Here is a 24,257-nt window from a genome sequence, read left to right as displayed (position 1 = left end):
CCTTCAGTTTATGTCCATACTACCTTTGAAATGTATGGAACGGAGGTTATTTTATGAGCCGGGGTTCAGGAACTGACAGGCCAATCTTTAGTGAACATGACATTGCGGGAATGCAGATGGTTGAGGCCATGCCTGCGGAAGAAAGTTTCCCGCTAGACGAGCGGGAACCGGTAAATTCGGACGAAGGTCCACTCACACCATGCGACCAAGAACGGTTCGACACAGATTCACCGGCATATCGGTGACACAAGGCCCATTGTATTATCCGGACACGCACGTCGCTGTCCGGATTTTTTGCAGTTATGAGCAATGCTTTGCGATCACAGTCCGTATCACATCCGCGTCGATTCCCACCGGCATTTTCAATTCCACTGTGTACGTCTTCTCACCGAATTCGCGCAATACGACTGTAGCCTGGTCCTGTGAAGCCGTCCGTATTTCTTCTTCAAATTCATGCATCGGCACTGTGTACGGCAAGGGAATAGAGTGAATTTGCGTATTGGTTTCTGACACAATGGTGATGGCGGAGATGATCATGGATGAATTTGGGATAATCCGTTTCTGCACGCCATCCGTCAACACGGTGTGATACCAGTTGATATCGTGAACGACGCCACTGTACTCAATTCCCCCAAATAGGTATGTGCGTGCCATGATGGTCTGGCCAACAGAGAATGGCCGTAGCGTAAATAAGATTAGTCCAGCGAAAAAATTGGACAGTGTCGATTGTGCACCGATACCGACGATGACACCTGTCACTGCGCCACCGACCAGGATACTGCCCACCTTCACATGAAGTAAATGGAGACCAACGACCAAAACGAACAGGTATCCCACTGCACTGAGCGACCTGTTGGCCAACATCGTAACACGAGCGTCATACTTCCCCTGTCGCCCCGCTAGATAGGTAATGACACGCGACAGGTGGCGAATGAGTAGAATGCCTATCAAAAACCACAAGACTGACAGTCCCCAATTCACCCACATGTGTTCGCTTGCGGACAGGGAATTGAGCAGATCGGAATCGTGGTATACGTTGAAAATCGTCGCCAATGCAACGAGTAGTAAGAAAATCAGCGTGAACCTTCGCCACGGGTTCGTGATGGTTTCATCATTCTCGTTCAAACGTTCCATGATGGTTCCTTCCTTCTCCCCTGAATTCGCTACTCCCGTCAGTAAAGACCAATGTATAACTGATTTTGTTCATTCACTGCTTCCCATCCCCGATGTCCTGTACACGCCAAGAGGCCCCGAAGGTCAGTATCGCCAAATCCTTACCATAACCCATCACGAGCCTGTAATATGGCAGAGGATAGACAAGACCACAACGGACCAATCGAGAATGTAGCATTCCGATTCTTCGTGCTACACTTGACGGAGTAGGACAGAGGAGGGCATAAGATGGTTGAACATATGGTGATTTTCAAGTTTGGTCCGGAAACAACAGAGGAACAAATTAGTGAGTGCGTACGCAGAGCACGCACGCTCCGAGATGACATTAAGGGAATTATCGATCTCGCCGCAGGGAGCAACTTTTCGGATCGGAGCCAGGGATTCCAAGTGGGTCTGACGGTTCGCTTTGAGGACAAACGTGCACTTTCAAACTACACGCCTCACCCAAAGCATCAGGAATTCGTGGCGTTCACGATGGAAATTGGCCGGAAAGACATCATCGTTGTCGACTTCGAGTTGTAAGCTTCGGTGCGTCCCCAAGTGAAAACCGACAAGGGGCCATCTCTGCCTTTGAGATGGCCCCTCGGTCCATAACCAGATGTCTAGTATACGCTGGCTATTTAGCTAATGTGGGGGTCACTTGAGATTTTGCAACCTGCTGCATCAGTCGGATGTGATCGATGGGGAGTTTTAACGTACAGAGTGCCGCGATGGGCATGATCCAACCGATCCACTGCAGTGCAACGTACAAGCCATACGCATCGGCCACATATCCCATCATCATAACCCCCAAACCCGCGATTCCACCCGCAAAGCCTATCAGGAGACCGGACACCATGGCGATATTGCTAGGCATCATCTCCTGCCCGTATACAACCGTTACCGCAAAAGTGGACAACAGACAAAAACCAACGATGGCTAGATCGACAAAGACGAATTGTTTCGGCAAATATGGCAGTAGGACCGTAAACGGTGTAGAGATAAACATCGATAAACGAATGACGTTCCTCTGACCAAACCTGTCCGCCAAGGGTCCACCTGTAACCGTTCCAATGGCGCCGAATAAGAGAAAGACGAACGAATACGCCCACACGTCGCTCTCTTTGACGCCAAAATGGTGAATCATGTAAAGAGGAACAAAAGTCATGAACCCAGCCATGATCCAAGAGCGAACCGTGACGATGACAACGAGCAACGACATGCCGATTCTGGAAGGGCGCCTCTCGCTCAATGCGGAGCCTTGCGCACGTCTTTCTCCGTACTCCGAAAGACGATCCGCGAACCATCTAATTAGCGTAAACAGAAGAGCTGCCGACAGGACACCAGGGACCATGAACCAGGCCAGACCGCCAAACCCAACCTTACCGAGAAACCACAGTGCAAGTGCTGAGACGGCCAGACCAAGGTTCCCGCCCACTTGAAATACGGATTGTGTTAAGCCCCGACGGTCGCCAGCCGCAAAATACACCGCTCGACTTCCGTCAGGATGAAAAGCAGCGGAACCGATTCCGTTCAAAACAACCGCTGGCAGTAGCCAAATATAAGACGGAGAAAACGCGACGCCGAGCAACCCCGCTGAAAGACACAGGGCACTCATCCCCAGGATCCACGGTTTTCCCTTCTTGTCCGAAATAAATCCGAATATCGGCTGAACTAACGATGATGACACGTTCGAAACCATCGTCAGGATGCCGACCTGGGAATAAGACAACCCAAAATGAACGACCAGTAGCGGAAGGATCGCCGTGATCACATTGATTAAGAAGTCGTTCACAAAATGACCAAATGCCAAGATGGATACAACACGTCTATTCACGTCACTCATCACCCGTATTTAATATGTATGAAAACACCTGGCATCGCAATCATTTTGTTCCTAATCATGGGATGTTTCTCCTAGTTGCTGCTCTTGCTTGAGTGGAAAGTCAATTGTAAATGTCGTTCCACCTCGGGTTCGACAGTTACAACCCACTTATAAGCATTTGTGGATAACCGGAATCCCGTAGTGGCGCGGAATTTCGGTTCTTTTGTGTAGGCATTTTCTCAAAATTTTGTAGGCATGCGAATTTCTGTGGAGAACTCGTAGTTTTATCCACAATTATTGACTTTATCCAACGTTTTGTTTTAAAATGTAGACATGTATATACGGCGGATATCACGAAAAAACAAAAACGGCTCTGTCACGTCCTACGTGCAGCTTGCCCATAATGGGGTACCGCCGACATTTTAACGAAAATATACGCTAAGACATTTATTGGGATGAGAATTCGGTTTTCCCCTACTCTAAGAGTTCCTTGAAATATGAAGAAACGCGGTATATATACACCGCGTTCTGGATATTCATTCGTATTTATGTGGCAGTCGTTCTTGCGCTATTGCACCCATAAGTTCAATAACCCCCCGTCAAGACTTTGAGTACAATGTATAAACTTAGACATTCCATTAATTGTTTAACGACATATGGCTCTACAAATGATATTCATCCGTCGTCTACTTGTAATCTGTCCCCATTGCGTTGTTTCAAACAACGGCCAGTATCAAAACAATCATCCTGGAAAATCAGCAAATCGGTAACCGATTCCCGGTTCCGTCAAAATATATTTAGGGTGCGTCACGTCCTCTTCAAGCTTCTTGCGCAGATGTCCCACGTACACACGAAGATACTGACTGTCCAATTGATCTTCTAAGGCTCCCCAAACCCGCTTAAGCAATTGTTGGTGCGTCATTACACGTCCTGCATGCGTGGCAAGGACCTTCAAAAGGTCGTATTCAGTGGGCGTTAATTTCACTGCTTCACCCGAAAGCTTAACAATGCGCTTCGCTAAATCAATGGTCAGTTCCCCAAAAACCAGAACGGGCTCAGACGATGCGCCTATAACGTGGCGCAAAGCCACACGAATTCTTGCCAATAATTCTCCCATTCCAAAGGGTTTCGTGATATAATCGTCTGCTCCCGCATCGAGTAACGTTACCTTATCAGACTCCTGTTCCTTCGCCGTGAGTACAATGACCGGAACATTCGACCACTCTCGGATCTGCTTAAGTACATCAATCCCTGGCAAGTCCGGAAGTCCCAGGTCCAAAACGATCAAATCGGGACGAGACATTGCAGCTTGCATAAGTCCATCTTCGGCGGTCGGTGATTCAATGACTTCAAATCCATGTGCTTGCAATGTTACGCGTAGTAGTTTTCTGATCTGTTGCTCATCATCGATCACGAGAATTTTTGCCCCATTGCTAGACATAGCATCCTCCCCTAAAACTGACTGCCGGAATCAACAGGCATGGCCACCGTAAACACCGTGCCACGAGGTGAATTCGGTGCTGCGGTGATTGTCCCCCCATGTGCTTCGACAATACCCTTGCAAATTGCGAGACCCAGTCCCGTACCGGGAACTTTCAGCCCGGACTGAACCCGATAAAACTTATCAAATACCTTATCGTGTTCCCCAGCAGGTATTCCAAATCCCTCATCTGCGACCCGAATCACAAGTTTGTCTCCATCGAACGTGACTGACAGAGTTATCTCGCTGCCGACAGGAGAGTACTTGATTGCGTTACTCAACAGATTAACAAGGACTTGTTCCATTAGTACATCGTCAAGGGGAACAGGCGGTATATCATCGGAAAATTTCACCACAATGCGATGCCCTGATGTCTCTCTGAACTGATTTAGAGCAACACCTACAATATCTTGAATGTCGCACCAGTTCTTATTCAGTCGCAACATTCCACTCTCCAGGCGAACCATACCAAGCAGATTCGTGATGAGCCGGTTCATACGCATTGCTCCGTCCAGAATGTTATATAGAAGTTCCTGCCGATCCTCTGTGGACAGTACTTCGCCCGTCTCAATTAGCCCGGTGACCGAACCGATAATGGCGGCAAGCGGCGTCCGTAGTTCGTGTGAGATGGAATCCAACAATGCGGTTCGGAGCCGCTCCGACTCTGCAGTAAGGTGCGCAACTTTCGCCTCTTCTTCCAGCTTGATACGGGACAAAGCCATGGCTGATAGTCCTGCCAGTGCCTCAAGCAGACGAAGCTTATCGGGTGTGAGCCCCCGAGCCATTCGGATCCCTAATACACCGTGAATCTTAGTATCTGTTTTCAGAGGGAGATACAGGTCAGGCGACTGACGAAGGTTACGAGTCCCATGACCAGCGATTTCCCCGTGGCTGTATACCCACCGGGCGACACCGTAATCGCCTTGTATTTCACTATCCTGTATATTTTCCCGCGAACTAACCGCGAGATGTAAGTCACGCAGATTGTCCCCAAGAAAGATAACCACCTCGTGACCTATCGTTGTGGAAACCTGCTTCACGATACTCTGGAGGACATTTTCTAACCCTGATACAGCCGTCATTTGGCGGCTCAATGCGTACAATGCAGCGGTATTTGCCTCACGTTGTTTCGCAAAGTGAAGTTGCGTTCGTAGTCGTGACGCCAGACTGGCCGTAAGCGTAGCGACACCAAGAAAGACAGCAAAGGAAACGAGGTACCGCAAATCGGCAACAGTGAAACTGTGTGTAGGCGGTACAAAAAAGAAATCAAAGGCAACGACGCCTATAGCGGAAGCATAAAAAGCCGGCCCGAGCCCCCATCGTACTGCACTCACGAGGACTGGAAGCAGATATATTAGTGCGATGTTGACCAAGTCTCGTGACACGTTGAACTGATGCAGCAATACGGTTAGAAGACAGACAAAGACAGTAACCAGGACGTATGCATGCCACCTGTGGCGAACCCCTGGCATGTCGTGGACAATACTCTCCGTGATATCCATCCGTCCTGGAATCACGTGTATCACCATACCATCACTCTGGTTCAACAGCTGTTGAATGATGGAGTGGCGCAGCCAATTTGTCAGTCGCGATTCTTCGGGCTTCCCAATGATAATGTGTCTCACATGTTTGGACCGCGCGAATTCGATGATTGTCTCGCCAATGCGCTCTCCGGTAACAGACACCACCTCGCCACCAAGCTGCTGCGCCAGTTGCATGTGAAAGGATAGGCGATTCACGTCTTCTTCGGTAGTTGGCACTGTTCTTGCATTGTCGACAAACAGGGCGAACCACCCGGTTTTCAGTCTGTCGGCCATTCGTTGCGCCATACGGATCATGTTCTCTGTAAACGGACTTGTACCAATACACACAAGGACAGGTCCAGTATCAAGTTTAGCCTCTATTTCCAGCTCACTCCGTTCACGCTCACTCATGCAGGTACACTCTGCCTCCGGTTCCAGTCAATTTACGCCAAATCCTGTGCTGGTGTTGCTCACAGACATTATTGTATACGTCCCACAGCGGGACAGAAGTAAAGATGGGCGTTGTGTGTCGGAACCACATCGACCTATGCCAACTTGTGCACTTTAATTCACCAACCCAATAGGCAACTGGTTTTCTGACCCCATCGTAATCTTCCACACTGCTACAAAGCACATGGATGAGTGTCCGCAATGATGGTTTCCGTCGTAGCCAGAACACACTTCTTCGTTAGGTCCCATTTACACCTCATGTTCATCTGAATGGCTCATGCCTCCCGCGTGTTGGAGACAACGTGTAAATCGGCGAATTCTGCATGTTGCAATACGTAACCAACAGGATTAGCTTTCCACCGACGTAGCCATCCCTTTCCCAGAAGCGGCTGACCGATGACAATCTGTGTGACATGCAAATCATTGGCCGTGTCGACAATGACCTGACCGACTTCTTGTTCCAAGGCTTGTTTCTGCAAAAATACAGCATTGAATTGGTTGCTCAGGCTCTGAATTCGGGCTAAATCTCGTTGCTCATCCGTGGTCATCGGTTTACTTCCAACCACTACGAGTACGAACAATTGGGCATTATGGCGGTCTGCAATCCGCCATCCCCGCCGAATCAGCTTCTCTGAATGTGGACGATAGTTCACACACACCAAAATGCTGTCTCTGGCCCGGTTTTTCTTCCCTCTGTTCTGCTGTCGGTCGAGCCGCTGCTCAACGTCATCTGCAACCTCCAGTAAGGCCATCTCGCGCAGTGCTGCCAGGTTTGGCAGCCGAAAAAAGTGGTTCAACGCCCGGTCTATCTTGTCTTGAGAATAAATTTTCCCATCTACGAGTCTCTGTTGTAGTGTTTCCGGCGTCACGTCAATGAGTTTAATTTCCCGCGCTAAATCCATGAAGGAATCGGGAATGCGCTCCCGAACCCTCACACCCGTAATGTGCTCGACTTTATCACGCAAACTCTCAAGATGTTGTATATTCACAGCCGTAACAACATCGATGCCACATTCAAGTAGATACTCGATGTCTTGGTAACGCTTCTCCCTTTGGGATCCCGGGACATTGGTATGCGCCAACTCATCAATCAAAACAACCTCTGGGCGACGCCGGACAATCCGGTCAACGTCCAGCTCTTCGTATGTTCTTCCTTCCAAAGACAATCGTAGCTTTGGCAGTACTTCTAGATTGCCTACCTGTTGCGCCGTTTCGGAGCGTCCATGTGTCTCAATTAGGCCAATCACAACGTCCACACCCTTGTCGGCCCAGTCATTTGCGTCCCGCAACATCTTGTAGGTTTTTCCAACACCGGGCGCGGCGCCAACGTAAATCGTTAAGCGTCCCTTGCGCGACTCTCCACCAGATCGAACGGATGTCGACTGTAGCTTGTTTACCTCATTCAGATAACTACCGCCCTGCGGCTCCTTCCACCCAACAATGCGAAGGTCGAGGTACTTCATGTTGTGCAGCAGATACCGAACTGGATTGTCCTTCCAAATTGTCCAGAGCAGGTTCCCATGCGGTTGCCCCATTACGATTTGAGTGGCATTCACCTGTTGTGCCACTTCCATAATGACAGCCCCAATACTTCTGTCATTCCGTACTTCCAATACCTGCTGTGCACCATACTTATGAGCGATCTCGACTAGTCTTGATACCTTTTCCCCAGTCTTCGCAGTCAGCTCATCGCGAGGTGTGTTTAAAATCGTAAGGACAACCAGATCTGCATTCATTCTCTCGGCCATCAAGTGCCCCTTACGGACGAGCTTCTCAGAGCGTTCGAGATAGTTGGCACAGACCAGTATCGTTTCCTTCGCACCAACCGGTCCGGTCACTTGGTTACGATCCAGTGACTGTTGCAACCGTGCATCTACGTCATCCGCCACTTCTCTCAAGGCCAACTCCCGGAGTGCTGAGAGGTTGGTTTTCCTGAAAAAGTGGTTCAGCGCCTGACCGACCTTGCTGATTGGATAAATGTCTCCATCCCGCAACCGCTGCCGCAACGTTTCCGGTGTCACGTCAATGACTTCGATTTCATCCGCTCGTCTGACAAACGATTTTGGAATCACTTCCCGGACGCGAATGCCTACGACCTCTTCGACTTCCTTGTGAACCCCCTCAATGTGCTGTACGTTCACGGCGGTCATCACATGGATGCCTTGATTCAACAGGTATTCCACATCCATGTATCGCTTCGGATTCATAGACCCAGGCACGTTGCTGTGGGCTAGTTCGTCCACCACAACCACTTCCGGCGCCCGCGCGACAATGGCATCCAGGTCAATCTCTTCAAACAATCGACCTGCGAACTCAATTTGTTTACGTGGGAGTACCTGTAATTCACCGATTTGGCGCACAGTTTCCGGTCGATGATGAGACTCAACATATCCGATGACGACGTCTATCCCCTTTTGCAGCATCGCATTGGCCTCACGCAGCATGGTGTAAGTTTTGCCTACGCCCGGTGCAGCCCCAATGAATAACCGCAACCTACCACACTTGCGCTTCGGTACATTGTCAGCGGGTGGCGTGTTGATGCCCGTTTGATGCACGTCATTCACCGAACATCTCTCCCCGGTTTTAACACGTTCAAAAAGGACAGCATCCTCTCAAATCGGATGCTGTCCAACGACTATTTAGCCTTTTCTAAACTCTGCATAGCCATGTTAAGTTGCAAGACGTTCACATAGGGTTCTCCCCAAATTCCAAGGAAACGACCAACGGCACTCGTCTGAACAAGTGACTGTAATTTCGCTTCGGGCACTCCTGTCGCCTTAGAGATCCGTGGAACCTGCGCATACGCATTGGCAAGAGAAATGTCGGGATCCAGTCCGGAACCAGAGGACTCCACCATATCGGGCGGAACCTGACTCCCTCGGAGACCTGTGGCTTTCAGGTTGCTCTCCACTTCTTTAACAAGTGCCGGATTTGTCGGCCCCAGGTTGGATCCACCTGACCCATTAGCGGCATAATTGACTGCCGATGGCCGCGGGTGAAATAGTCCCGGACTGGTTACGGATTGGGCAATCAGGGTGGAACCAACAATCCGCCCATGGTCACTGATCATCGACCCTTCTGCCTGACGGGGGAATAGTAAATGACCGACACCAGTAATCAACAACGGGTAACCGAGACCCAGAATGAGGGCCAGGACCAAACTTAACCGAATGGCACGAATCACGTTTATCATCTGAATCCCTCCTCTAAATGTTCGCAATACCCAATACGGTGAGCAGCAAATCTATGACCTTAATTCCAACGAACGGTGCGATAACGCCACCTAGCCCGTAAATCGCTAGGTTCCGAAGCAGCATAGAAGTTGCTGTCATCGGCCGATACTTGACCCCTCTCATGGCGAGCGGAATGAGCAGCGGGATAATCAACGCATTGAAAATCAAAGCAGACAGAATGGCACTCCGGGAACTGGTCAAATACATGATGTTCAATACATGCAACTGCGGGACGACTGCGGCAAACATCGCCGGGATGATCGCAAAGTATTTCGCGATATCGTTCGCAATGGAAAATGTCGTAATGGCCCCACGAGTAATCAAAAGCTGCTTGCCAATCGAAACGACTTCAATCAATTTGGTTGGATCCGAATCCAAATCCACCATATTTCCAGCTTCCTTGGCGGCTGTCGTCCCGGTATTCATGGCCAAACCGACATCTGCTTGTGCAAGGGCGGGCGCATCGTTGGTCCCGTCACCAGACATCGCAACCAGTTTGCCTTGTTCCTGCTCCTGTTGAATCAACCGCATTTTATCCTCAGGTTTGGCCTCAGCAATAAAGTCGTCAACGCCTGCCTCCAGTGCTATGGTCGCTGCGGTCAATGGATTGTCGCCCGTACACATGACTGTTTTAATGCCCATTCGCCGCAGCTCTTCGAACCGCTCACGCATGCCAGGCTTGACGATGTCCTTGAGGTAAATCAAACCGAGCAACTCATCCCCCGGGCTACAGCTAGAGGTGTGCCTCCTTCCTTGGCAATGGACTCGGTCTTTGTGTCCAGATCAGCAGGAACAACGCCCCCTGTTCGACCACGTACTTTTTCATCGAGTCCACCGCGCCCTTGCGCACCAGAGTGCCATCCGGAAAATCCAACCCGCTCATCCGAGTATCCGCAGAGAACTCCACATTCTTGGAATCGGCGTACGATTCTCGTTTCACTTGGACACCCAGTTCCCTTCCCAGATCAACTACCGAGCGCCCTTCCGGTGTTTCATCAAACAGCGACGACAGCACGGCTACTTCTATGAGTTCACGATCTTCGTGTCTGCCGACCGAAACAAAACTACTTGCCAAACGGTTTCCGATAGTGATCGTGCCGGTCTTGTCGAGAATCAGTGTATTGACGTCGCCCGCCGCTTCGACTGCTTTCCCAGATTTCGCAATCACATTGAACCGAATTACGCGGTCCATGCCGGCGATGCCGATGGCTGACAGAAGGCCACCGATCGTCGTTGGAATCAGGCAGACTAGCAGTGCAATCAACGTGGCAGTATCAATGGATCCATGGACAAACCGCGCCAAGGGTTGAAGTGTTGCCACGACAATCAGAAACGCAAGTGTCAGTCCCGCGAGCAGCACGGACAAGGCCAACTCGTTCGGCGTCTTTTGACGTGACGCGCCTTCAACCAGTCCAATCATCTTATCAAGAAACGACTCCCCCGGATTCACAGTGACCTGAATCAAAAGTTCATCGGACAGCAGCTTGGTACCGCCTGTAACAGAACTGAAGTCACCGCCTGCCCCGCGAATGACAGGTGCGGATTCACCAGTGATGGCAGACTCGTCTACACTCCCCAGACCCGCTATGACTTCGCCGTCTGCGGCAATCAGTTCGCCTGCGCGGACTCTCACAATGTCATCTTTGCGAACGGTACTAGCGGGTATGTTCTCGTAGTTGCCGTCGCTTTTCTGCCGCCACGCCATGAGGTCCGTCTTCGTCTTTCGCAACGACTCCGCCTGCGCTTTGCCGCGGCCCTCAGCGATGGCTTCCGCAAAATTTCCGAAGAGCACGGTTACCAGCAAGATGACCGTCACGACGAGGTTGAACCAACGCTGATCCGCACCGTAGTGCCCGCCGAACAAGTTCGGAAAGAATGTCAGCAATGCAGTAATCACAAATCCAACTTCAACAACAAACATCACTGGATTTTTAACCATGACGCGCGGATCGAGTTTGACAAAGGATTCAACGAATGCCCGGCTCACCATACCACGCGAGAGCGTACCCGTTGTTTTTTCCATTCAAAACGTCTCCTTTATGCCCATCTCCCGGAAAATTCTTAATGGTTGACCTGTCCAGCCATCATTTGGAGGTGTTCGCCAATCGGGCCGATCGCGAGAGCCGGGAAAAACGTAAGTGCACCAACGATAATGACAACGGCGAGAAAAACCATGCCGAACGAAAAAGTGTCTGTCTTCAACGTCCCGGAACTCTCCGGAATCACCGGCTTGATCACAAGGGACCCGGCAAGAGCAAACATGGCTATAAGTGACAGGAATCGTCCCAGTAACATGACTAGACCAAGAGAAACATTGTAGAACGGCGTGTTGCCACTCAGTCCTGCAAAGGCTGATCCGTTGTTGGCGGCACCAGACGTGTACGCATACAGGACTTCCGAAAGTCCATGAAGCCCCGGATTGGCAATGGATGAAACACCTGAATGCGTGCTGACGGCTATCGCCGTTGCTACCAAAATCAGAAATGGGTGTATCAGTAAGCCGAACGTTGCCAATTTAATTTCGCGCGCTTCTATCTTCTTACCGAAGATCTCCGGCGTCCGCCCGACCATCAATCCGGCGAGGAACACTGTGATAATAAGATACATGATGATATTGATAAGCCCTACGCCGTTCCCTCCGAATACGAGGTTGAACATCATGAACAGCAGCGGTACCAAGCCGCCCAAAGGTGTCAAACTATCATGCATGTTATTGACGGCACCAGTCGTGTAGGCGGTTGTCACTGCTGTGAATAAACTGCTTAGCGCCGGACCAAACCGAACTTCTTTCCCCTCCATATTCGGCCCTGATATCCCCAGCAAGTCGTGGAGAATGGGATTCCCTGCGGTCTCCGCTGCGTACACCGTGAACGCCCCAGCAAGCAGTAAGCCGGTCAAAACCGAGTATAGGATAACCGCCTGTTTACGGTTCTTAAGAAAACGTCCGAAGGAAAACACCAGTGCGGTAGGTATGACCGCCATTGCAAGAATTTCTAATAGGGTTGTCAAGGCTGACGGATCTTCAAAGGGATGTGCTGAATTCGCATTAAAGAACCCTCCGCCATTCGTACCCAATTGCTTGATGGCTTCCAGTGACGCGACTGGACCGCGCGAAATGGTTTGCACCGTACCAGTTAGTGTTTGGACAGTTTGTGCACCGTGAAGCGTTTGCGGCAGTCCGAGACCGACCAGAACAATGGCAAACACAATCGCACCCGGTAGCAGCAACCGGGTGTTTGCCTTTACAAGGTCGACCCAAAAGTTGCCGATTGTTGTGGACCTATTTGCCACAATTCCCCGAACAATAGCAATCGCGGCAGCGAAACCAGTCGCTGCGGACGTAAACTGCAAGTATTGGATCGCGATCATTTGGCTGAGGTACGACAAGGATTGCTCGCCAGCGTAATTCTGCCAATTGGTGTTCGTGATAAAACTCGCAGAGGTATTAAATGCTAGGTCCCAAGGCATGTTCTTGATGTGATCTGGGTTGAACGGCAACCAGGCTTGTAGCCGAAAGACAAGGTAGACAAATACCATCATGACCAGATTGACAAGCAAAAGGCATTTGAGATACACCTTCCAATCCATCTCCACGGATGGATTGATTCCGGCGAGTTTGTATATACCCCTCTCTGCTGGGCTGAATACCCGTTCGAGAATACTGCGTTTTCCGGTAAATACCCCATAGATGTATCCACTGAGTGGGATAGCTATGAGGAGGATGAGACCAACAGCAGACAATATTTGAACGATACCGTTAACAGTCAAGATGCCTCACTCCTCGTTGGCTTACGTTACCTGCTAAAACTGTTCCGGATGAAAGACAACGTAAATCAAGTAAATCGCCAGGGCGATCGCAATTAACAATAGGACCCACATAATGCTGCCTCCTTGTTAGGCCTTGTCAAAAACTCGAATGAGGTAGATGAACCCACCAAAACACAAGACGGTGACTGCCAGTGCTATGAAGTCCCCCATACTGCCCCTCCTTGTGAACTAATCCCATTTCCCATAAAAGCGCGCATGAAACCTGGATTGCTCCTGACTCGTAACATGGTAATTGGTCATCCGTAAAAACGGTGTGGGGAATTTGAGGCTTGGGCATAAAGAAAACATAAAGATGAGGGGGGAATTATCTGCGAATTCTTACGAGGATAAATTGGTACAAAAGTCTCGTATTAATGGATGATAACGGGCAAATACCCAAGTACAAATGACGATAAAGTTTTAGATCTAGAGTTCTTCCTGTTCTGATTCCTTGAGTACGTCTAACCGTTTTGCGACGAATCCGGTCGTACTCGCCTGAATGACGATGGTCAATAAGATAGCTAGGAACGTAATCGCACTGATAATACGGGCACCTGTAATCCCTTTAGCAACCAACATTCCGGATAATGCGGCCGGAATTACGCCCGTTTCGCGAACCCAGCACATGAAGGCGATATGGTTTCGCCTCCATCTGGCTCGTTTATCGGCCCAGACGGAACTGAAAACGGCAAGGGGTCGAGCGATGACAATGAAGATCAAAACTAGTATTAATCCCATCCAAAGGTACTTTGAGACTAGCCCAAAATTAACCTGTGTTCCGAGCAAAACAAAAATCAGCATCCTCATAATTAAAGTGATCGAACTGCCGAAGTGATTAATATTCTCCTCCGTGTAGTTGGCAAAGGGCCAGCGGAACGTTTTTCCATTTCCGCATATAACCCCAGCTGTAAAAGCCGCCATAAATCCACTAGCACCAAGTGAACTGGTAAGTTGATACGATGCCAGTCCAATAACGAGCATTACGATAGAACCATATTCGTGAAAAATCCCCCACGCCCGAGTGGATACCAACCACAAGCCAAGTAGTCCGAAAGCAGCGCCAATTAAAAGACCTAAAACGGCCGATTCTACAAATGTCCATATAGGTTCATACCAATGTACATGTCCGCCTGCCGCTAACAGCCCCAACACAGTGAACACTAATACAGCACCCGTTGCGTCATTAAACGCAGACTCCGATTCCACAGTTTGTTGTAGTCTTGGAACAATAGCTACGCGTCTAAATACAGGAATTAACGTGGCCGGATCGGTCGACGCAATCACGGAACCGAGCAAAATCGACAGAAGCCAAGGCGTTCCGAGAATGTAGTGTGCGGCTATTCCCATAACAAAAGCCGTCACCAGTACACCGATGGTTGCAAGCATCACGATGCTTATCCAGACTTTCTTTAAGACAGAAAACTGAACACTACGGCCTCCGTCAAACAAAATCAATGTAGCACCCATATTGAGTAGTAATTGATTGACCTGCGACTGACTCGGTTCCTGTATCAAGTTAAATACAGCAGGCCCAATTAGGATCCCATACACTAAATATGCCGCAACGTCAGGGATTCGAGGTTTCTCTGTTAACTTACCGACAATCAAGCCACCTGCGAAAATCACGATAAGTACTGTCAAGGCATGTTGCCAAGAATCCATATGTAGCATGTCTAACGCTCCCACTGGTCTAAAGATGCTTAAGATGAGCCAACTGCCCTTGCCAACCTCTGAAGGGCTTGTCCAGGCCCAAGTAATACGACGCGGTCTCCTTCTTCCGCAATATCTGTAGCAGAAACGGGAAAAATGGTTTCGTCTCCTCGTAGGATAGTGACGACTTGGACGCCAAACTTATTTGGTAAATCAAGGGATTCCAAAGGCTTATTTACGATAGGCCCAGTCGCGTTTATCTCCATCATAAAAACTCTATCGTATAACTCCACCATGTCCAATATTGAGGACCTAGTAATCATTCGAGCTAAACGTATAGCGGAGTCTTGCTCAGGGTAGACAATATAATCCGCACCTAATCGTTCAAGGATCTTCCCATGGGTCTTGTCCGTTGCCTTCGCCACCACAAACAATTCAAAATCCTTACAATTTATCACTGCATGGTTGGAGGCGGATTCGTTTTCACCGATTGCAACGATCACAGCGTCCACTTCTTTAATCCCTGCTTCCTCTAGAAATTCTGGACTCTGAGCATCTCCTATAGCAGTCGTACAATCACCCGCCAGAGATTCCAGTCGTTTCGGGTCCTTGTCGATCAACAATACGTCGTGTCCGTTCTCAAGTAGTTCTTGTGCGGCAGAGGAACCGAATCGGCCCGCCCCAATAACCCCGATTGTCTTCGGATTACGTTTTCCAATGTTTCTTATGTTCGCCAGTAATGTGGAGTTTCGATATGCCAAATCAACACCGCCTAACTTGAATTTATCCGATAAAAATACGCTCTTGTACGCGTTTGACGCGTGACATAAGTCCTTTCCGGTGAAGCATTCCCACAAGAATCGTAAGAATACCAACACGTCCAACATACATTGTGAAGATTAAAACCCACTTAACCGGCGTTGTAACGAATCCTGTAATACCAGTCGAAAGCCCAACGGTCCCAAATGCTGAAGTCTCTTCAAATAGAAACCGCAGCAAGCTTGTTCTTGGGTCCAAAATGGAATCAATTATGGTACCAATGACAACGATAGAAGTTGCTAAGAAAAACAACATCATGGACCTTCTAATTATCGTCCACGGGATCGATCTTCCGTAAGCTTCAACCTCTTCATCGCCCTTTAGTGAAGCCAGTGTGGCTTTTACAAGCGCATAGAACGTTGTAGTCTTAATTCCTCCGCCTGTCGATCCGGGTGAAGCTCCGATGAACATAAGTATGATGATAACAAACCATGTGACGTCACTCATATTTCCTATCGGGATAGTATCGAAGCCGGCTGTTCTCGTTGTGACCGACGTAAACCAAGCATTAAGAAGTTTGGTTCCCCACGACAAAGGTTTCATTGAGTTATTGGATTCCAGAACAAAGATAAGAACCATACCAAGAAGGAGTAACAGACCCGTCATGAAAAGAACAATTCTGCTGTGTAAGGATAATCGGCGCTTTCGTGGATAGCTGTATAATTCCGTGAGTACGATGAAACCAAGCCCACCAAAAATAATGAGGAGACTGGTTAGGATGACGATAAACGGGTCGTTATGATACCCCTCAAGAGAGTTCCCCCACAAATCAAATCCTGCATTATTAAAGGCCGAAACTGAATGAAACGCACTAATTCCCAATGCACGTAACCACGTGTAGTGGTAAACCAGGCAAAAATAAAGAGTGAACAAAACAACAGCTGCGCCCTCTATAGAAAGACTGAAAATTAAAATACTACGGATCAAGCGTACAGCGCCATGCACACCGAAGTTGCGATCTTCTGCAATTAAAACGCGATCACGCAATGTAATCTTGCGCCCGAGCACCAAATAAATACCGGTCGTCACCAACGTCATACCTGCCCCGCCAACTTGCATTAACAGAGCGATTACGAAATCACCAAATGATGTCCAGGTTGTCGCGGTTGTTACGGTACTCAGTCCTGTCACGCACAAAGCGCTAGTTGAAGTAAAAACCGCGTCTGTGACAGAAACTGACGTATGTCGGGACCACGGCAACAATAACAATAGTGCACCGATTATAATAATTAACAAGTAGCCGATTACAACCTTTTGAGGAGGACTAAGTCGAGATTCCAAAATGTAAACCCCCAAGATCGGTTTGGCAAAACAGTCAAAGGCCCACGAGCCAGTAATCAAAGCAACTACCATGAGTACACACGGTGATATAGCATAGCCCTTGACAAATCTTATCGCGAATCATTTCGGTCGCTTTCGGATTCGTCCTCGGACCTGTGTGGAAGACTTAATAAGCCACAGATAGTGTGCTATTTTACCGTTGGTGTATACATCTATACATCGAAAAGGCCCAATCCAACAAATCCGTTAGGATGGCCTTCTCGTTTCAAGTATTTAAGTAGGAGGAGTGTTTTGGATAAAAACCACGTTATGAAAGGGTTCTATGCAATGGGGGTCAATCAGATCACAACGTGCATTTATAAAGTTTCTCTGGATTCGAGATCACGCTAGGGTGGTTCTTCAGCTAAACTGCTCCGAGAGCGCAGTAACAGTTCCGAACCATGATTGTATATTTATGTATTAGAAAACCCGAGTGCTTCTCAGACATTCGCCCCATTTAGTTGAAGAAGGGAGCAATGCTTTTATCGCATAAGCTCCCGTTTGTCTCATTTGTAACCATCATTCAGTAAAGTTTGAAACTCGTCCGTATGGTTAATGGTTCCTCAAACCTTTACTTGGATTTCTGCATAACATTTCCCTGTTGATTGTACAGGTGATGAAAATCAAAGGCATATGGGCTGGGTCCATGTTCACACAAAAAGTTCATCCTCTCGACTGCTTCGTGATAGTCCACTGTATTCGGGTCTTCTACATACCAAAGTACATAGATGGGATGGTCACTTCTCTTAAACCAATCTTTACGCTGTCTCAAGGCACTCGCATGTAGATTATCTCGGTAGGAGAAGGTAAACAAGGAATCGATATCTTCCCATACGGATAACGTTAAAGCTGGATAGTCGGTCTCTGTGTTAATGTAGTTGGGCCATGGCATTGGTTCAGGCATCTCATAAACAAATCGAATGTGCCCCGGAACGTCCTTCACTTTCTCCATAATCCTCCCACCGAGTTCCTCAAAGCTCTTGTTAGCCGGATTATCGTATGGACGCTCCAATTTTGGACAGGTATATAGTGCGATATAAGCCGTTGGAATCCCCTCCCGTACTCCCTACTTCAATTCATTGTTGATATTCTCTCAAATGTATTATTTATCCTTTACGCTTCTTCAGCTGCCCAAGAGTGACACAATGTTGCCCCTTTAGAAGGGTATACTCATGCAATCCATCCGCCGAATGGTTCTTCAGTTTGTGCACCGTTTGTCCAACAAGCCGTCTTTGTTATGATTACGTTGTCAGCGGTAATCAAGAAACATGAGGAGTGGGGCATTCGTGTTATTTCACGTTACGGCAAGACATAAGTTTGACCAATGCGGAATGTATAATGAAGACGTTCAGAAGGCTTTGCAAGCATTTCTTCCTTCGATACAGCAGTTATGCAAGGAACACTCAGTTAAGCTACACTATGTCGTTACTGGTCACCCAGACCATGTATTCTACATCCTTGTTGAAGCAGAGGATTCCGGATCTCTTTGTTCAGCGCTGACTGCCATCCCAATGCAACAGGAATTTGATATTAAGCCGGTACGGTTTTTGGGTGTTAATCAGTTTTAATACAAGAAAACCTGCGAAGCAGGAAGCATGAAGGTCGGGCGGTGGCATTCCAGTTGAGTAGTTATACAATTTCAATGCCGCCGACATACTCCCGCACCTTATCGACGGACGCAGTCGTCAGAACCAGGTGCATAATCATCCAGGACCGCAAACAGAAGCGCGGTAGGTTTAAGGACGCCGTCGCTTAGCCAATTTCAGTGTTTGTCTTTCTTGTTAAGTCAATCATTAATGCTAAGAACAAGACCTCAAATAAGTCACGTCCATCACTCGTAACAAAATAATTCGATAAACTTGTTATCTCAGCAGTAATATCTGTTCCCCATGGTTGCTTAGAGAGGATTTCCCCCCAATAAACAACCGTTCTACAACCCAAGATAATTAGTAAGAGTGTCGTCCCACAGGCTACCTTCCCTGATGTACTCATCAAGCATGGCCCTGCTCTTGTGGCCTGTTTGTTTCATGATCACCAGCGCATCCGCCTTATTTTTTGCGCCCTGCGTTGCGGCACCAGCTCGCAAACTATGTCCCGAATAATCCTCTGCGTTGGGCAGCCCCGCAGCGCGAGCTGCGTCCTTTACGATAAGTGCAACTGTTTGGGGAGACAACCCATATTCAGTTAGTCGACCTTGCGGTGTGAAGCGCCGAAAAATGAACCCGGAGTCGATACCAGTCCTCTCAAACCACTCCTGCAGGTTACGAACCGGACACGTTTCTAGCCGGGAACCGTACCCAATCGCTAACTTTCGTCCCTCCCCTTCCTGGTCTGTTTTACTGTGCCGTAACAGGATTTCAACCCCGTTTCGGACGAACTTTACGTCTTCATACTTCAGTCCGACTATTTCAGAGCGCCGGAACGACCCAGCGTACCCAATAAGTAGAATCAGTTTGTTTCGGAGCCCCAACATTGAATTTGGTTGAATAGCTACCATTGCGCGAATGTCTTCAATGAGCGTTGCGGCTTTCTTAGTAACCCGTTCATCCCTTTTATCGTTGCGAATTCCCTTCCAAACACGCTTTACAGCAAACGATTGGGTGGGAACGTCTTCTACCCCATTCATTCTATGAATTTCAGCGATTGAGGTCAGATGACGACGAATTGTACTTTTTTTCCTTCCGAGCAGTGCTAAATATGATATGTATCGTCCAATTGTCACATCATCAGCTGGGAAAGCTTTGAATCCCATTGTCTTACACCAAGATATAAAATTGTTCCAATCTTTAAGATAACTTTTCTTTGTACTCTTCGAATTTGCAGAATCCAGAAATTTACGTACTGCGTCGTCTATGTTTTCCAGATTATTGAATTCGATGGATGGTAAATCAATACCATTTTTTGATATAACAATGTCGTCCATATATTACACTTCCTGTTGGTAGTGATAAAGCCTGATTATCGCTAGTAACTATTGTTAAAAAAACCCAATAATTTTTTCTCTGGGTTATGTAGTATTATCCAAATATTACATGGAAATAATTTGGTTGATGATCTTGAACAGTCAGAATACCATACTGTGGTCGACTGTCCATATACGGAATTCTACATGATCATCGAGACGAGTGAAGCATTTTTTGACGAACTTGCTAAAATGGCTCTAAAAGCTTGTATATTGGCCAAATAGTGCTTTGAGGTATAAAACTATTAAGTACATCGATATAATCGCTTAGACGCAACGGTGATATTTCAAATAATGTAATTAGTAGGTTTTTTATGTAAACATTTGGTTTTTATCTATATAATTACTCCGTGTGTCTTCTGTAATCGCTTATTTATAACAGGCACGAATGTTTCATCTAACTTGTACAGACTAAACGGTACGTTCATGAATCCATTTCTGTACTCGGTGACTATTCCGTCTAGATTGTAGTACAGCCAAGTCCAGCTTTCTGGAACACCCGTCTCGCTGATGTGTTTAAGGATACGCGCTTGGAAAAGTTCGTTGAAGAGTTTACAGAATGCCCGCGTGTCTTCACTTTGGTCGAGAATGTGGATTATTCGTGAATCTGTATCCACGGATATATCGACCGAGATTACTGGATACGAAGGATCGGAAAAGACCATTTTCATGTTGTATGCCCCCTTGTATATTAAGAGCAGCTACCGATTTGGTTTACATAAAACCAGATTAAATAGTTACTCTTATAAATTTCTGTTCCTTGAAAATTAGTAGGTGGAGGATGTAGCCCAAGCGTAAGCGCGGGAGCCGTAAGGAGTCCATCCACCGTGACCATCAACTCAGAACACAGACTGTTTGCGACCTTGGGCTGACCTTGGGACAATAGCCTTAGGTGTTTACCAAGGGAATGTTCCAATGCCCCCGTTGCCCCTTATTTAAGGGTGTCTTCCGAATTGAGAGTGTTCCCCTGGCCCCATGGAATAGACCTACACGCTGACTGTTTCCCGGTCAGTCATCCCTCCTGCCAGCAGAGGGAGGCTCGTGCACCGATGACGCCCGGTGTATTCCAATAGCTCGCAAGGCTGTCGTTCATGGGTTTCCCAGGGTCATCCCAAGGCCGTAGACATCTGCATCCCAGCCGAAGGAGGTGATACCATGCCCTCTCCGTTATTTGTCGGAATTGATGTAAGCAGCGAAGCCAACGTGGTTTGCTGTTTGACGCGGGACGATGAGAAACGACCAGTGAGTCGATTCACTGTTACCAACAATCGTCCCGGTATTTTAGAGTTTCAGGAGCGCATCACCAAGCTGGCGAAACAGCTCCAGTCTGAAGAGATTCTTTTCGGCCTCGAACATACGGGCTGTTTCTCAACTCATGCCGCCATGTATCTGCAACGTCACTTGGACTTCGGCGTTCCGCGTAAGGTGTACGTCTTTAATCTCAGCCTCATCCGGGAGTTTAAGAAGTCTCATTTCCTGAGCGCCCCCAAGAACGACAGAGTGGATGCCTGGTTCATCGCAGCCAAGCTTCGGACAGGCCTTCTCCCGCATCCGTTTACGTGGAGCGAACCGCTCATGGCGCTGCAACGTCTGACACGTACTCGCTATCACCTGATGCAGGACCTGACTCGGGAAAGCAATTTCCTCATGACGAACCTGTTTCTCAAGTTCAGTGACTATACCATCACTGGACCCTTTCGTAGAAACAAGCTCTCTGCCACGTCATTGGCCGTCATGGAGGAATTTGAATCCGCCGAGGAAATCGCTGAGATGTCCTTGGATCGTCTCATTGACTTCCTTGTCGAGCATGGCAAGAATCGTTTCGAAAACCCCGAGGCAGTCGCTCAGGCCTTGCAGAAGGCCGCTCGCTCCTCGTACCGGTTGCCGCAGTCGATGTCGGACTCGGTGAATCTCGCGATGGCGTCCAGCATTCGCATGATTCGCACGGCACAAGAGCAGCTTAAGGCGCTGCGTAAAGGCATCGAGGACCACTTGGCGACGATCCCGCAAACGCTCGATTCCATTCCCGGTATCGGTCCCATTTTCGCTTCTGGCAATGTGGCTGAACTGGACGTTAGCCAGTTCAAGAGTCACACGGAAGCAGCAAAGCATGCCGGGCTCGCTTGGACAGTTCACCAGTCCGGGAAGTTCACAGCAAACCGAACTCGACTCATTCATTCTGGCAACCGCTATCTCAAGTACTACATGGTTGAAGCGGCCAACAGCGTCCGGGTGCACGACCCTGTTTTTGCCGAGTACTATGCCAAGAAGAAAGCGGAGCCGAAAGAATTTGCCGAGGGACGTGCCCTTGCGCTTACAGCCCGGAAACTAATGCGGGTGGTCTTCTATCTGCTAAAGACCAACCGACTCTACACTCCGGAGGTGATCCGACAACGCGCATAACAAAAACGTGATCGGTACCAGGGCCACCAGTTCCTAGCTTTACAGGAAAAATGTGAAAAGCTAGGTAGGGTGGGCTTAGTTGAGTGTTGCTAAATTCGGCACCACCTCCAAAAAAGCAGCGACTCTAAAGATATTATGTTAACTTATGGCCTTGACATCGTACCGCTGCTCTTTATTCACATTGTAGAAGTAAGCAAGGGTTTTTTTGTTCCAAAAATGAGAAAAGCCAGACCGAGTAGGCCTGGCTAATAATAAAGGGACCGTCTACAAACCGGATTACTCGGTCCTCACACGCAGCTCTAAGAGTTGCTCTGAAACTTTCCGTGCATGGCTGAGTGGAATGGTATGTTGTCCTTTTTTAAGTTGTGTTTGAATCACATGAAGTGGAATTGCTTGACCGTCTAACCAGAATTCGCTTCGCACGATACGATCACGCCCATTTGTCACGATATAAGTAGGGACACAATACGGACGTCTCACTATCTCGTGGACTTTGTATAGGGCTGTGTCGGTATCTTCTATATCAATCGATTCGAATCCTTTGATTAAAGACAAGAAACTCACCCCCTGGTTTAAAGCTCAGCAGATTGTGAATTCTACAGGATTAGCCTGTTTTTTAGACCCATCACCGTCATCATCGAGAAGTTTTAGTTGCATTGGTAGTGCCGAATTCAAAAACTCGTCAACGGATTGTATTCCTAATGCGACACAAACGACATACATTTGTTCCTTTAAAGTAGACAGTTCCGAACGAATATCAGATATTTCCTCAATTCGACTTTGGTTCTGTATGCAGAATTGACCGAGTAGTGCTTCGTGAGATTTCACTTTTTCAGTTAACATTGCAACATCACGTTCTAAAGCCTTGTTTTGACTGTTTATCATATCCGTCACCGTCCGCAGTGAATTGTATTCATCTGCTTTTACCATATCATAGCCGAAACGGTTTGATATGGAGTTTAAGAGACGGATCCATGGAATTCGTGTGGACACCAGTCTTAAAGAGATTCCTCCATATAGGTTTTTACACGTCCCTTTCAATGCAAATGCCGTTAGCACTCTCCAATATTTAGCCCGTGACAGTCCATATGGAATATACGGAGAGCAGCTTTTTAAACGTTGGATATACCACTTCGATTTCCCGTCTTGAGAGTATTTTTTGAAAGTAACGCCTTGTTCACCTTGAAAGCACGCGTGAAACAAAAATTTCTCGGTGTCGACAGTGAAATCAACAACATATTCTCCAAACATCATTCCAATCAACATTTTTACATGATTATCTACGCTCCCTTTGTATCGCCCCATTCCACGGGGACGGATCAGGTAAGTCCCGCGTGGTCGGGGAAGAACAAAGGTTTTTGTTTTACAGAAGCATTATTTGTCCATCTCTTTGGATTGCCGGAATGACTGCATCCTCAACTGATTCCTTGTTTTCGTATCGAGGTATCACTCGATATCCCAACGAATCCGCGAGGCGCGTTAATTCCTGAACGTCGCGATTGTATAGCAGTAATTTTGTCTCGTTTACAATTGCGTCTAAGTGACTTTGGGCGTAACTGATACACGCACGTTCCAAGTCGGACTGGTTAGTCCTGGTGTACCAGGGCGGCTCGGCAACTTCTTTTACGAACAA

The 24,257-nt window shown here is 48.0% G+C and carries 21 protein-coding genes and 1 pseudogene; 4 read left to right on the top strand and 18 right to left on the bottom strand.

The genetic code is table 11. The annotated features are described in order from the left end of the window. Nucleotides 1–53 precede the first annotated feature (53 nt). Complete coding sequence (locus NZD86_RS09430) at nucleotides 54–245, top strand: hypothetical protein (RefSeq protein WP_268046264.1); 192 nt, start codon at nucleotides 54–56, stop codon at nucleotides 243–245. A 55-nt stretch (nucleotides 246–300) separates the two neighbouring features. Here the strand turns inward: NZD86_RS09430 and NZD86_RS09425 are convergent, their stop codons facing one another. Continuing rightward, nucleotides 301–1,134, bottom strand: a complete 834-nt coding sequence (locus NZD86_RS09425; protein ID WP_268046263.1) for a mechanosensitive ion channel family protein — start codon at nucleotides 1,132–1,134, stop codon at nucleotides 301–303. A 267-nt stretch (nucleotides 1,135–1,401) separates the two neighbouring features. Here NZD86_RS09425 and NZD86_RS09420 point away from each other — a divergent pair, with 267 nt between their 5' ends. Next, nucleotides 1,402–1,695 carry a Dabb family protein gene (locus NZD86_RS09420; protein ID WP_268046262.1) on the top strand — a complete coding sequence of 98 codons (294 nt, stop codon included), beginning with the start codon at nucleotides 1,402–1,404 and terminating at the stop codon, nucleotides 1,693–1,695. A 94-nt stretch (nucleotides 1,696–1,789) separates the two neighbouring features. Here the strand turns inward: NZD86_RS09420 and NZD86_RS09415 are convergent, their stop codons facing one another. The 12 genes and pseudogenes from NZD86_RS09415 to NZD86_RS09365 form a co-directional block, all read right to left on the bottom strand. Next, complete coding sequence (locus NZD86_RS09415) at nucleotides 1,790–2,998, bottom strand: MFS transporter (RefSeq protein ID WP_268046261.1); 1,209 nt, start codon at nucleotides 2,996–2,998, stop codon at nucleotides 1,790–1,792. 721 nt (nucleotides 2,999–3,719) lie between these two features. Next, nucleotides 3,720–4,418: a response regulator gene (locus tag NZD86_RS09410; protein WP_268046260.1), complete on the bottom strand. Its 699-nt coding sequence runs from the start codon at nucleotides 4,416–4,418 to the stop codon at nucleotides 3,720–3,722. An 11-nt stretch (nucleotides 4,419–4,429) separates the two neighbouring features. Then, a complete protein-coding gene (locus NZD86_RS09405; RefSeq protein ID WP_268046259.1) occupies nucleotides 4,430–6,391 on the bottom strand; it encodes a DUF4118 domain-containing protein in 1,962 nt (653 codons plus the stop codon). A 314-nt stretch (nucleotides 6,392–6,705) separates the two neighbouring features. After that, nucleotides 6,706–8,994, bottom strand: coding sequence for a histidine kinase (locus NZD86_RS09400; RefSeq protein ID WP_268046258.1), 2,289 nt, complete (start codon nucleotides 8,992–8,994; stop codon nucleotides 6,706–6,708). 71 nt (nucleotides 8,995–9,065) lie between these two features. Continuing rightward, the gene (kdpC, locus tag NZD86_RS09395; RefSeq protein ID WP_268046257.1) at nucleotides 9,066–9,623 is read right to left on the bottom strand and encodes a potassium-transporting ATPase subunit KdpC; all 558 of its coding nucleotides are present in this window, start codon (nucleotides 9,621–9,623) and stop codon (nucleotides 9,066–9,068) included. Nucleotides 9,624–9,636: 13 nt separating this feature from the next. Beyond that, nucleotides 9,637–11,686 (bottom strand): annotated as a pseudogene (kdpB, locus tag NZD86_RS09390) (potassium-transporting ATPase subunit KdpB). Nucleotides 11,687–11,724: 38 nt separating this feature from the next. Next, a complete protein-coding gene (gene kdpA / locus NZD86_RS09385; protein ID WP_268046256.1) occupies nucleotides 11,725–13,431 on the bottom strand; it encodes a potassium-transporting ATPase subunit KdpA in 1,707 nt (568 codons plus the stop codon). A gap of 33 nt (nucleotides 13,432–13,464) precedes the next feature. Then, nucleotides 13,465–13,542, bottom strand: a complete 78-nt coding sequence (gene kdpF / locus NZD86_RS24720; RefSeq protein ID WP_407655248.1) for a K(+)-transporting ATPase subunit F — start codon at nucleotides 13,540–13,542, stop codon at nucleotides 13,465–13,467. 354 nt (nucleotides 13,543–13,896) lie between these two features. Next, entirely contained in the window at nucleotides 13,897–15,141 is a 1,245-nt protein-coding gene (locus NZD86_RS09380; RefSeq protein ID WP_268046255.1) for a cation:proton antiporter, read from the bottom strand. A gap of 29 nt (nucleotides 15,142–15,170) precedes the next feature. After that, entirely contained in the window at nucleotides 15,171–15,881 is a 711-nt protein-coding gene (locus tag NZD86_RS09375; RefSeq protein ID WP_268046254.1) for a potassium channel family protein, read from the bottom strand. A gap of 22 nt (nucleotides 15,882–15,903) precedes the next feature. Next, entirely contained in the window at nucleotides 15,904–17,220 is a 1,317-nt protein-coding gene (locus NZD86_RS09370; RefSeq protein ID WP_268046253.1) for a TrkH family potassium uptake protein, read from the bottom strand. Nucleotides 17,221–17,830: 610 nt separating this feature from the next. Then, complete coding sequence (locus tag NZD86_RS09365; RefSeq protein ID WP_268046831.1) at nucleotides 17,831–18,295, bottom strand: DUF3291 domain-containing protein; 465 nt, start codon at nucleotides 18,293–18,295, stop codon at nucleotides 17,831–17,833. Nucleotides 18,296–18,545: 250 nt separating this feature from the next. Here NZD86_RS09365 and NZD86_RS09360 point away from each other — a divergent pair, with 250 nt between their 5' ends. After that, nucleotides 18,546–18,827: a hypothetical protein gene (locus tag NZD86_RS09360; RefSeq protein ID WP_268046252.1), complete on the top strand. Its 282-nt coding sequence runs from the start codon at nucleotides 18,546–18,548 to the stop codon at nucleotides 18,825–18,827. Nucleotides 18,828–19,011: 184 nt separating this feature from the next. Here NZD86_RS09360 and NZD86_RS09355 read toward each other — a convergent pair whose 3' ends face one another. The 3 genes from NZD86_RS09355 to NZD86_RS09345 all read right to left on the bottom strand — a co-directional run bounded on the left by NZD86_RS09355 (nucleotide 19,012) and on the right by NZD86_RS09345 (nucleotide 20,892). After that, on the bottom strand, nucleotides 19,012–19,251 hold the full coding sequence (locus tag NZD86_RS09355; protein WP_268046251.1) for an Imm70 family immunity protein: 240 nt from the start codon (nucleotides 19,249–19,251) through the stop codon (nucleotides 19,012–19,014). Beyond that, entirely contained in the window at nucleotides 19,190–20,011 is an 822-nt protein-coding gene (locus tag NZD86_RS09350; RefSeq protein ID WP_268046250.1) for a site-specific integrase, read from the bottom strand. Before NZD86_RS09350 ends, NZD86_RS09355 begins: the two co-directional genes overlap by 62 nt. A gap of 545 nt (nucleotides 20,012–20,556) precedes the next feature. Beyond that, a complete protein-coding gene (locus NZD86_RS09345) occupies nucleotides 20,557–20,892 on the bottom strand; it encodes a hypothetical protein (protein WP_268046249.1) in 336 nt (111 codons plus the stop codon). 484 nt (nucleotides 20,893–21,376) lie between these two features. On the opposite strand from NZD86_RS09345, the gene NZD86_RS09340 reads away from it, so the two are divergent. Further along, on the top strand, nucleotides 21,377–22,624 hold the full coding sequence (locus NZD86_RS09340; protein ID WP_268046248.1) for an IS110 family RNA-guided transposase: 1,248 nt from the start codon (nucleotides 21,377–21,379) through the stop codon (nucleotides 22,622–22,624). A 276-nt stretch (nucleotides 22,625–22,900) separates the two neighbouring features. Here the strand turns inward: NZD86_RS09340 and NZD86_RS09335 are convergent, their stop codons facing one another. Together NZD86_RS09335 and NZD86_RS09330 are read right to left on the bottom strand one after the other, a co-directional pair. Continuing rightward, nucleotides 22,901–23,179, bottom strand: coding sequence for a hypothetical protein (locus tag NZD86_RS09335; RefSeq protein WP_268046247.1), 279 nt, complete (start codon nucleotides 23,177–23,179; stop codon nucleotides 22,901–22,903). A gap of 24 nt (nucleotides 23,180–23,203) precedes the next feature. Next, on the bottom strand, nucleotides 23,204–23,878 hold the full coding sequence (locus tag NZD86_RS09330; RefSeq protein ID WP_268046246.1) for a hypothetical protein: 675 nt from the start codon (nucleotides 23,876–23,878) through the stop codon (nucleotides 23,204–23,206). Between the last annotated feature and the right edge of the window lie 379 nt (nucleotides 23,879–24,257).

It is taken from the genome of Alicyclobacillus dauci (assembly GCF_026651605.1).
Classification (GTDB): Bacteria; Bacillota; Bacilli; order Alicyclobacillales; family Alicyclobacillaceae; genus Alicyclobacillus; species Alicyclobacillus dauci.
This window is presented reverse-complemented; position numbering and strand designations above follow the sequence as displayed.

Excerpts from the sequence above, each read along its gene's own strand:
- NZD86_RS09430 (WP_268046264.1), top strand. The coding sequence starts at position 54 with ATGAGCCGGGGTTCAGGAACTGACAGGCCAATCTTTAGTGAACATGAC.
- NZD86_RS09425 (WP_268046263.1), bottom strand. The coding sequence starts at position 1,134 with ATGGAACGTTTGAACGAGAATGATGAAACCATCACGAACCCGTGGCGA.
- NZD86_RS09420 (WP_268046262.1), top strand. The coding sequence starts at position 1,402 with ATGGTTGAACATATGGTGATTTTCAAGTTTGGTCCGGAAACAACAGAG.
- NZD86_RS09415 (WP_268046261.1), bottom strand. The coding sequence starts at position 2,998 with ATGAGTGACGTGAATAGACGTGTTGTATCCATCTTGGCATTTGGTCAT.
- NZD86_RS09410 (WP_268046260.1), bottom strand. The coding sequence starts at position 4,418 with ATGTCTAGCAATGGGGCAAAAATTCTCGTGATCGATGATGAGCAACAG.
- NZD86_RS09405 (WP_268046259.1), bottom strand. The coding sequence starts at position 6,391 with ATGAGTGAGCGTGAACGGAGTGAGCTGGAAATAGAGGCTAAACTTGAT.
- kdpC (WP_268046257.1), bottom strand. The coding sequence starts at position 9,623 with ATGATAAACGTGATTCGTGCCATTCGGTTAAGTTTGGTCCTGGCCCTC.
- kdpF (WP_407655248.1), bottom strand. The coding sequence starts at position 13,542 with ATGTGGGTCCTATTGTTAATTGCGATCGCCCTGGCGATTTACTTGATT.
- NZD86_RS09380 (WP_268046255.1), bottom strand. The coding sequence starts at position 15,141 with ATGCTACATATGGATTCTTGGCAACATGCCTTGACAGTACTTATCGTG.
- NZD86_RS09355 (WP_268046251.1), bottom strand. The coding sequence starts at position 19,251 with ATGAGTACATCAGGGAAGGTAGCCTGTGGGACGACACTCTTACTAATT.
- NZD86_RS09350 (WP_268046250.1), bottom strand. The coding sequence starts at position 20,011 with ATGGGATTCAAAGCTTTCCCAGCTGATGATGTGACAATTGGACGATAC.
- NZD86_RS09345 (WP_268046249.1), bottom strand. The coding sequence starts at position 20,892 with ATGAAAATGGTCTTTTCCGATCCTTCGTATCCAGTAATCTCGGTCGAT.
- NZD86_RS09340 (WP_268046248.1), top strand. The coding sequence starts at position 21,377 with ATGCCCTCTCCGTTATTTGTCGGAATTGATGTAAGCAGCGAAGCCAAC.
- NZD86_RS09330 (WP_268046246.1), bottom strand. The coding sequence starts at position 23,878 with ATGATGTTTGGAGAATATGTTGTTGATTTCACTGTCGACACCGAGAAA.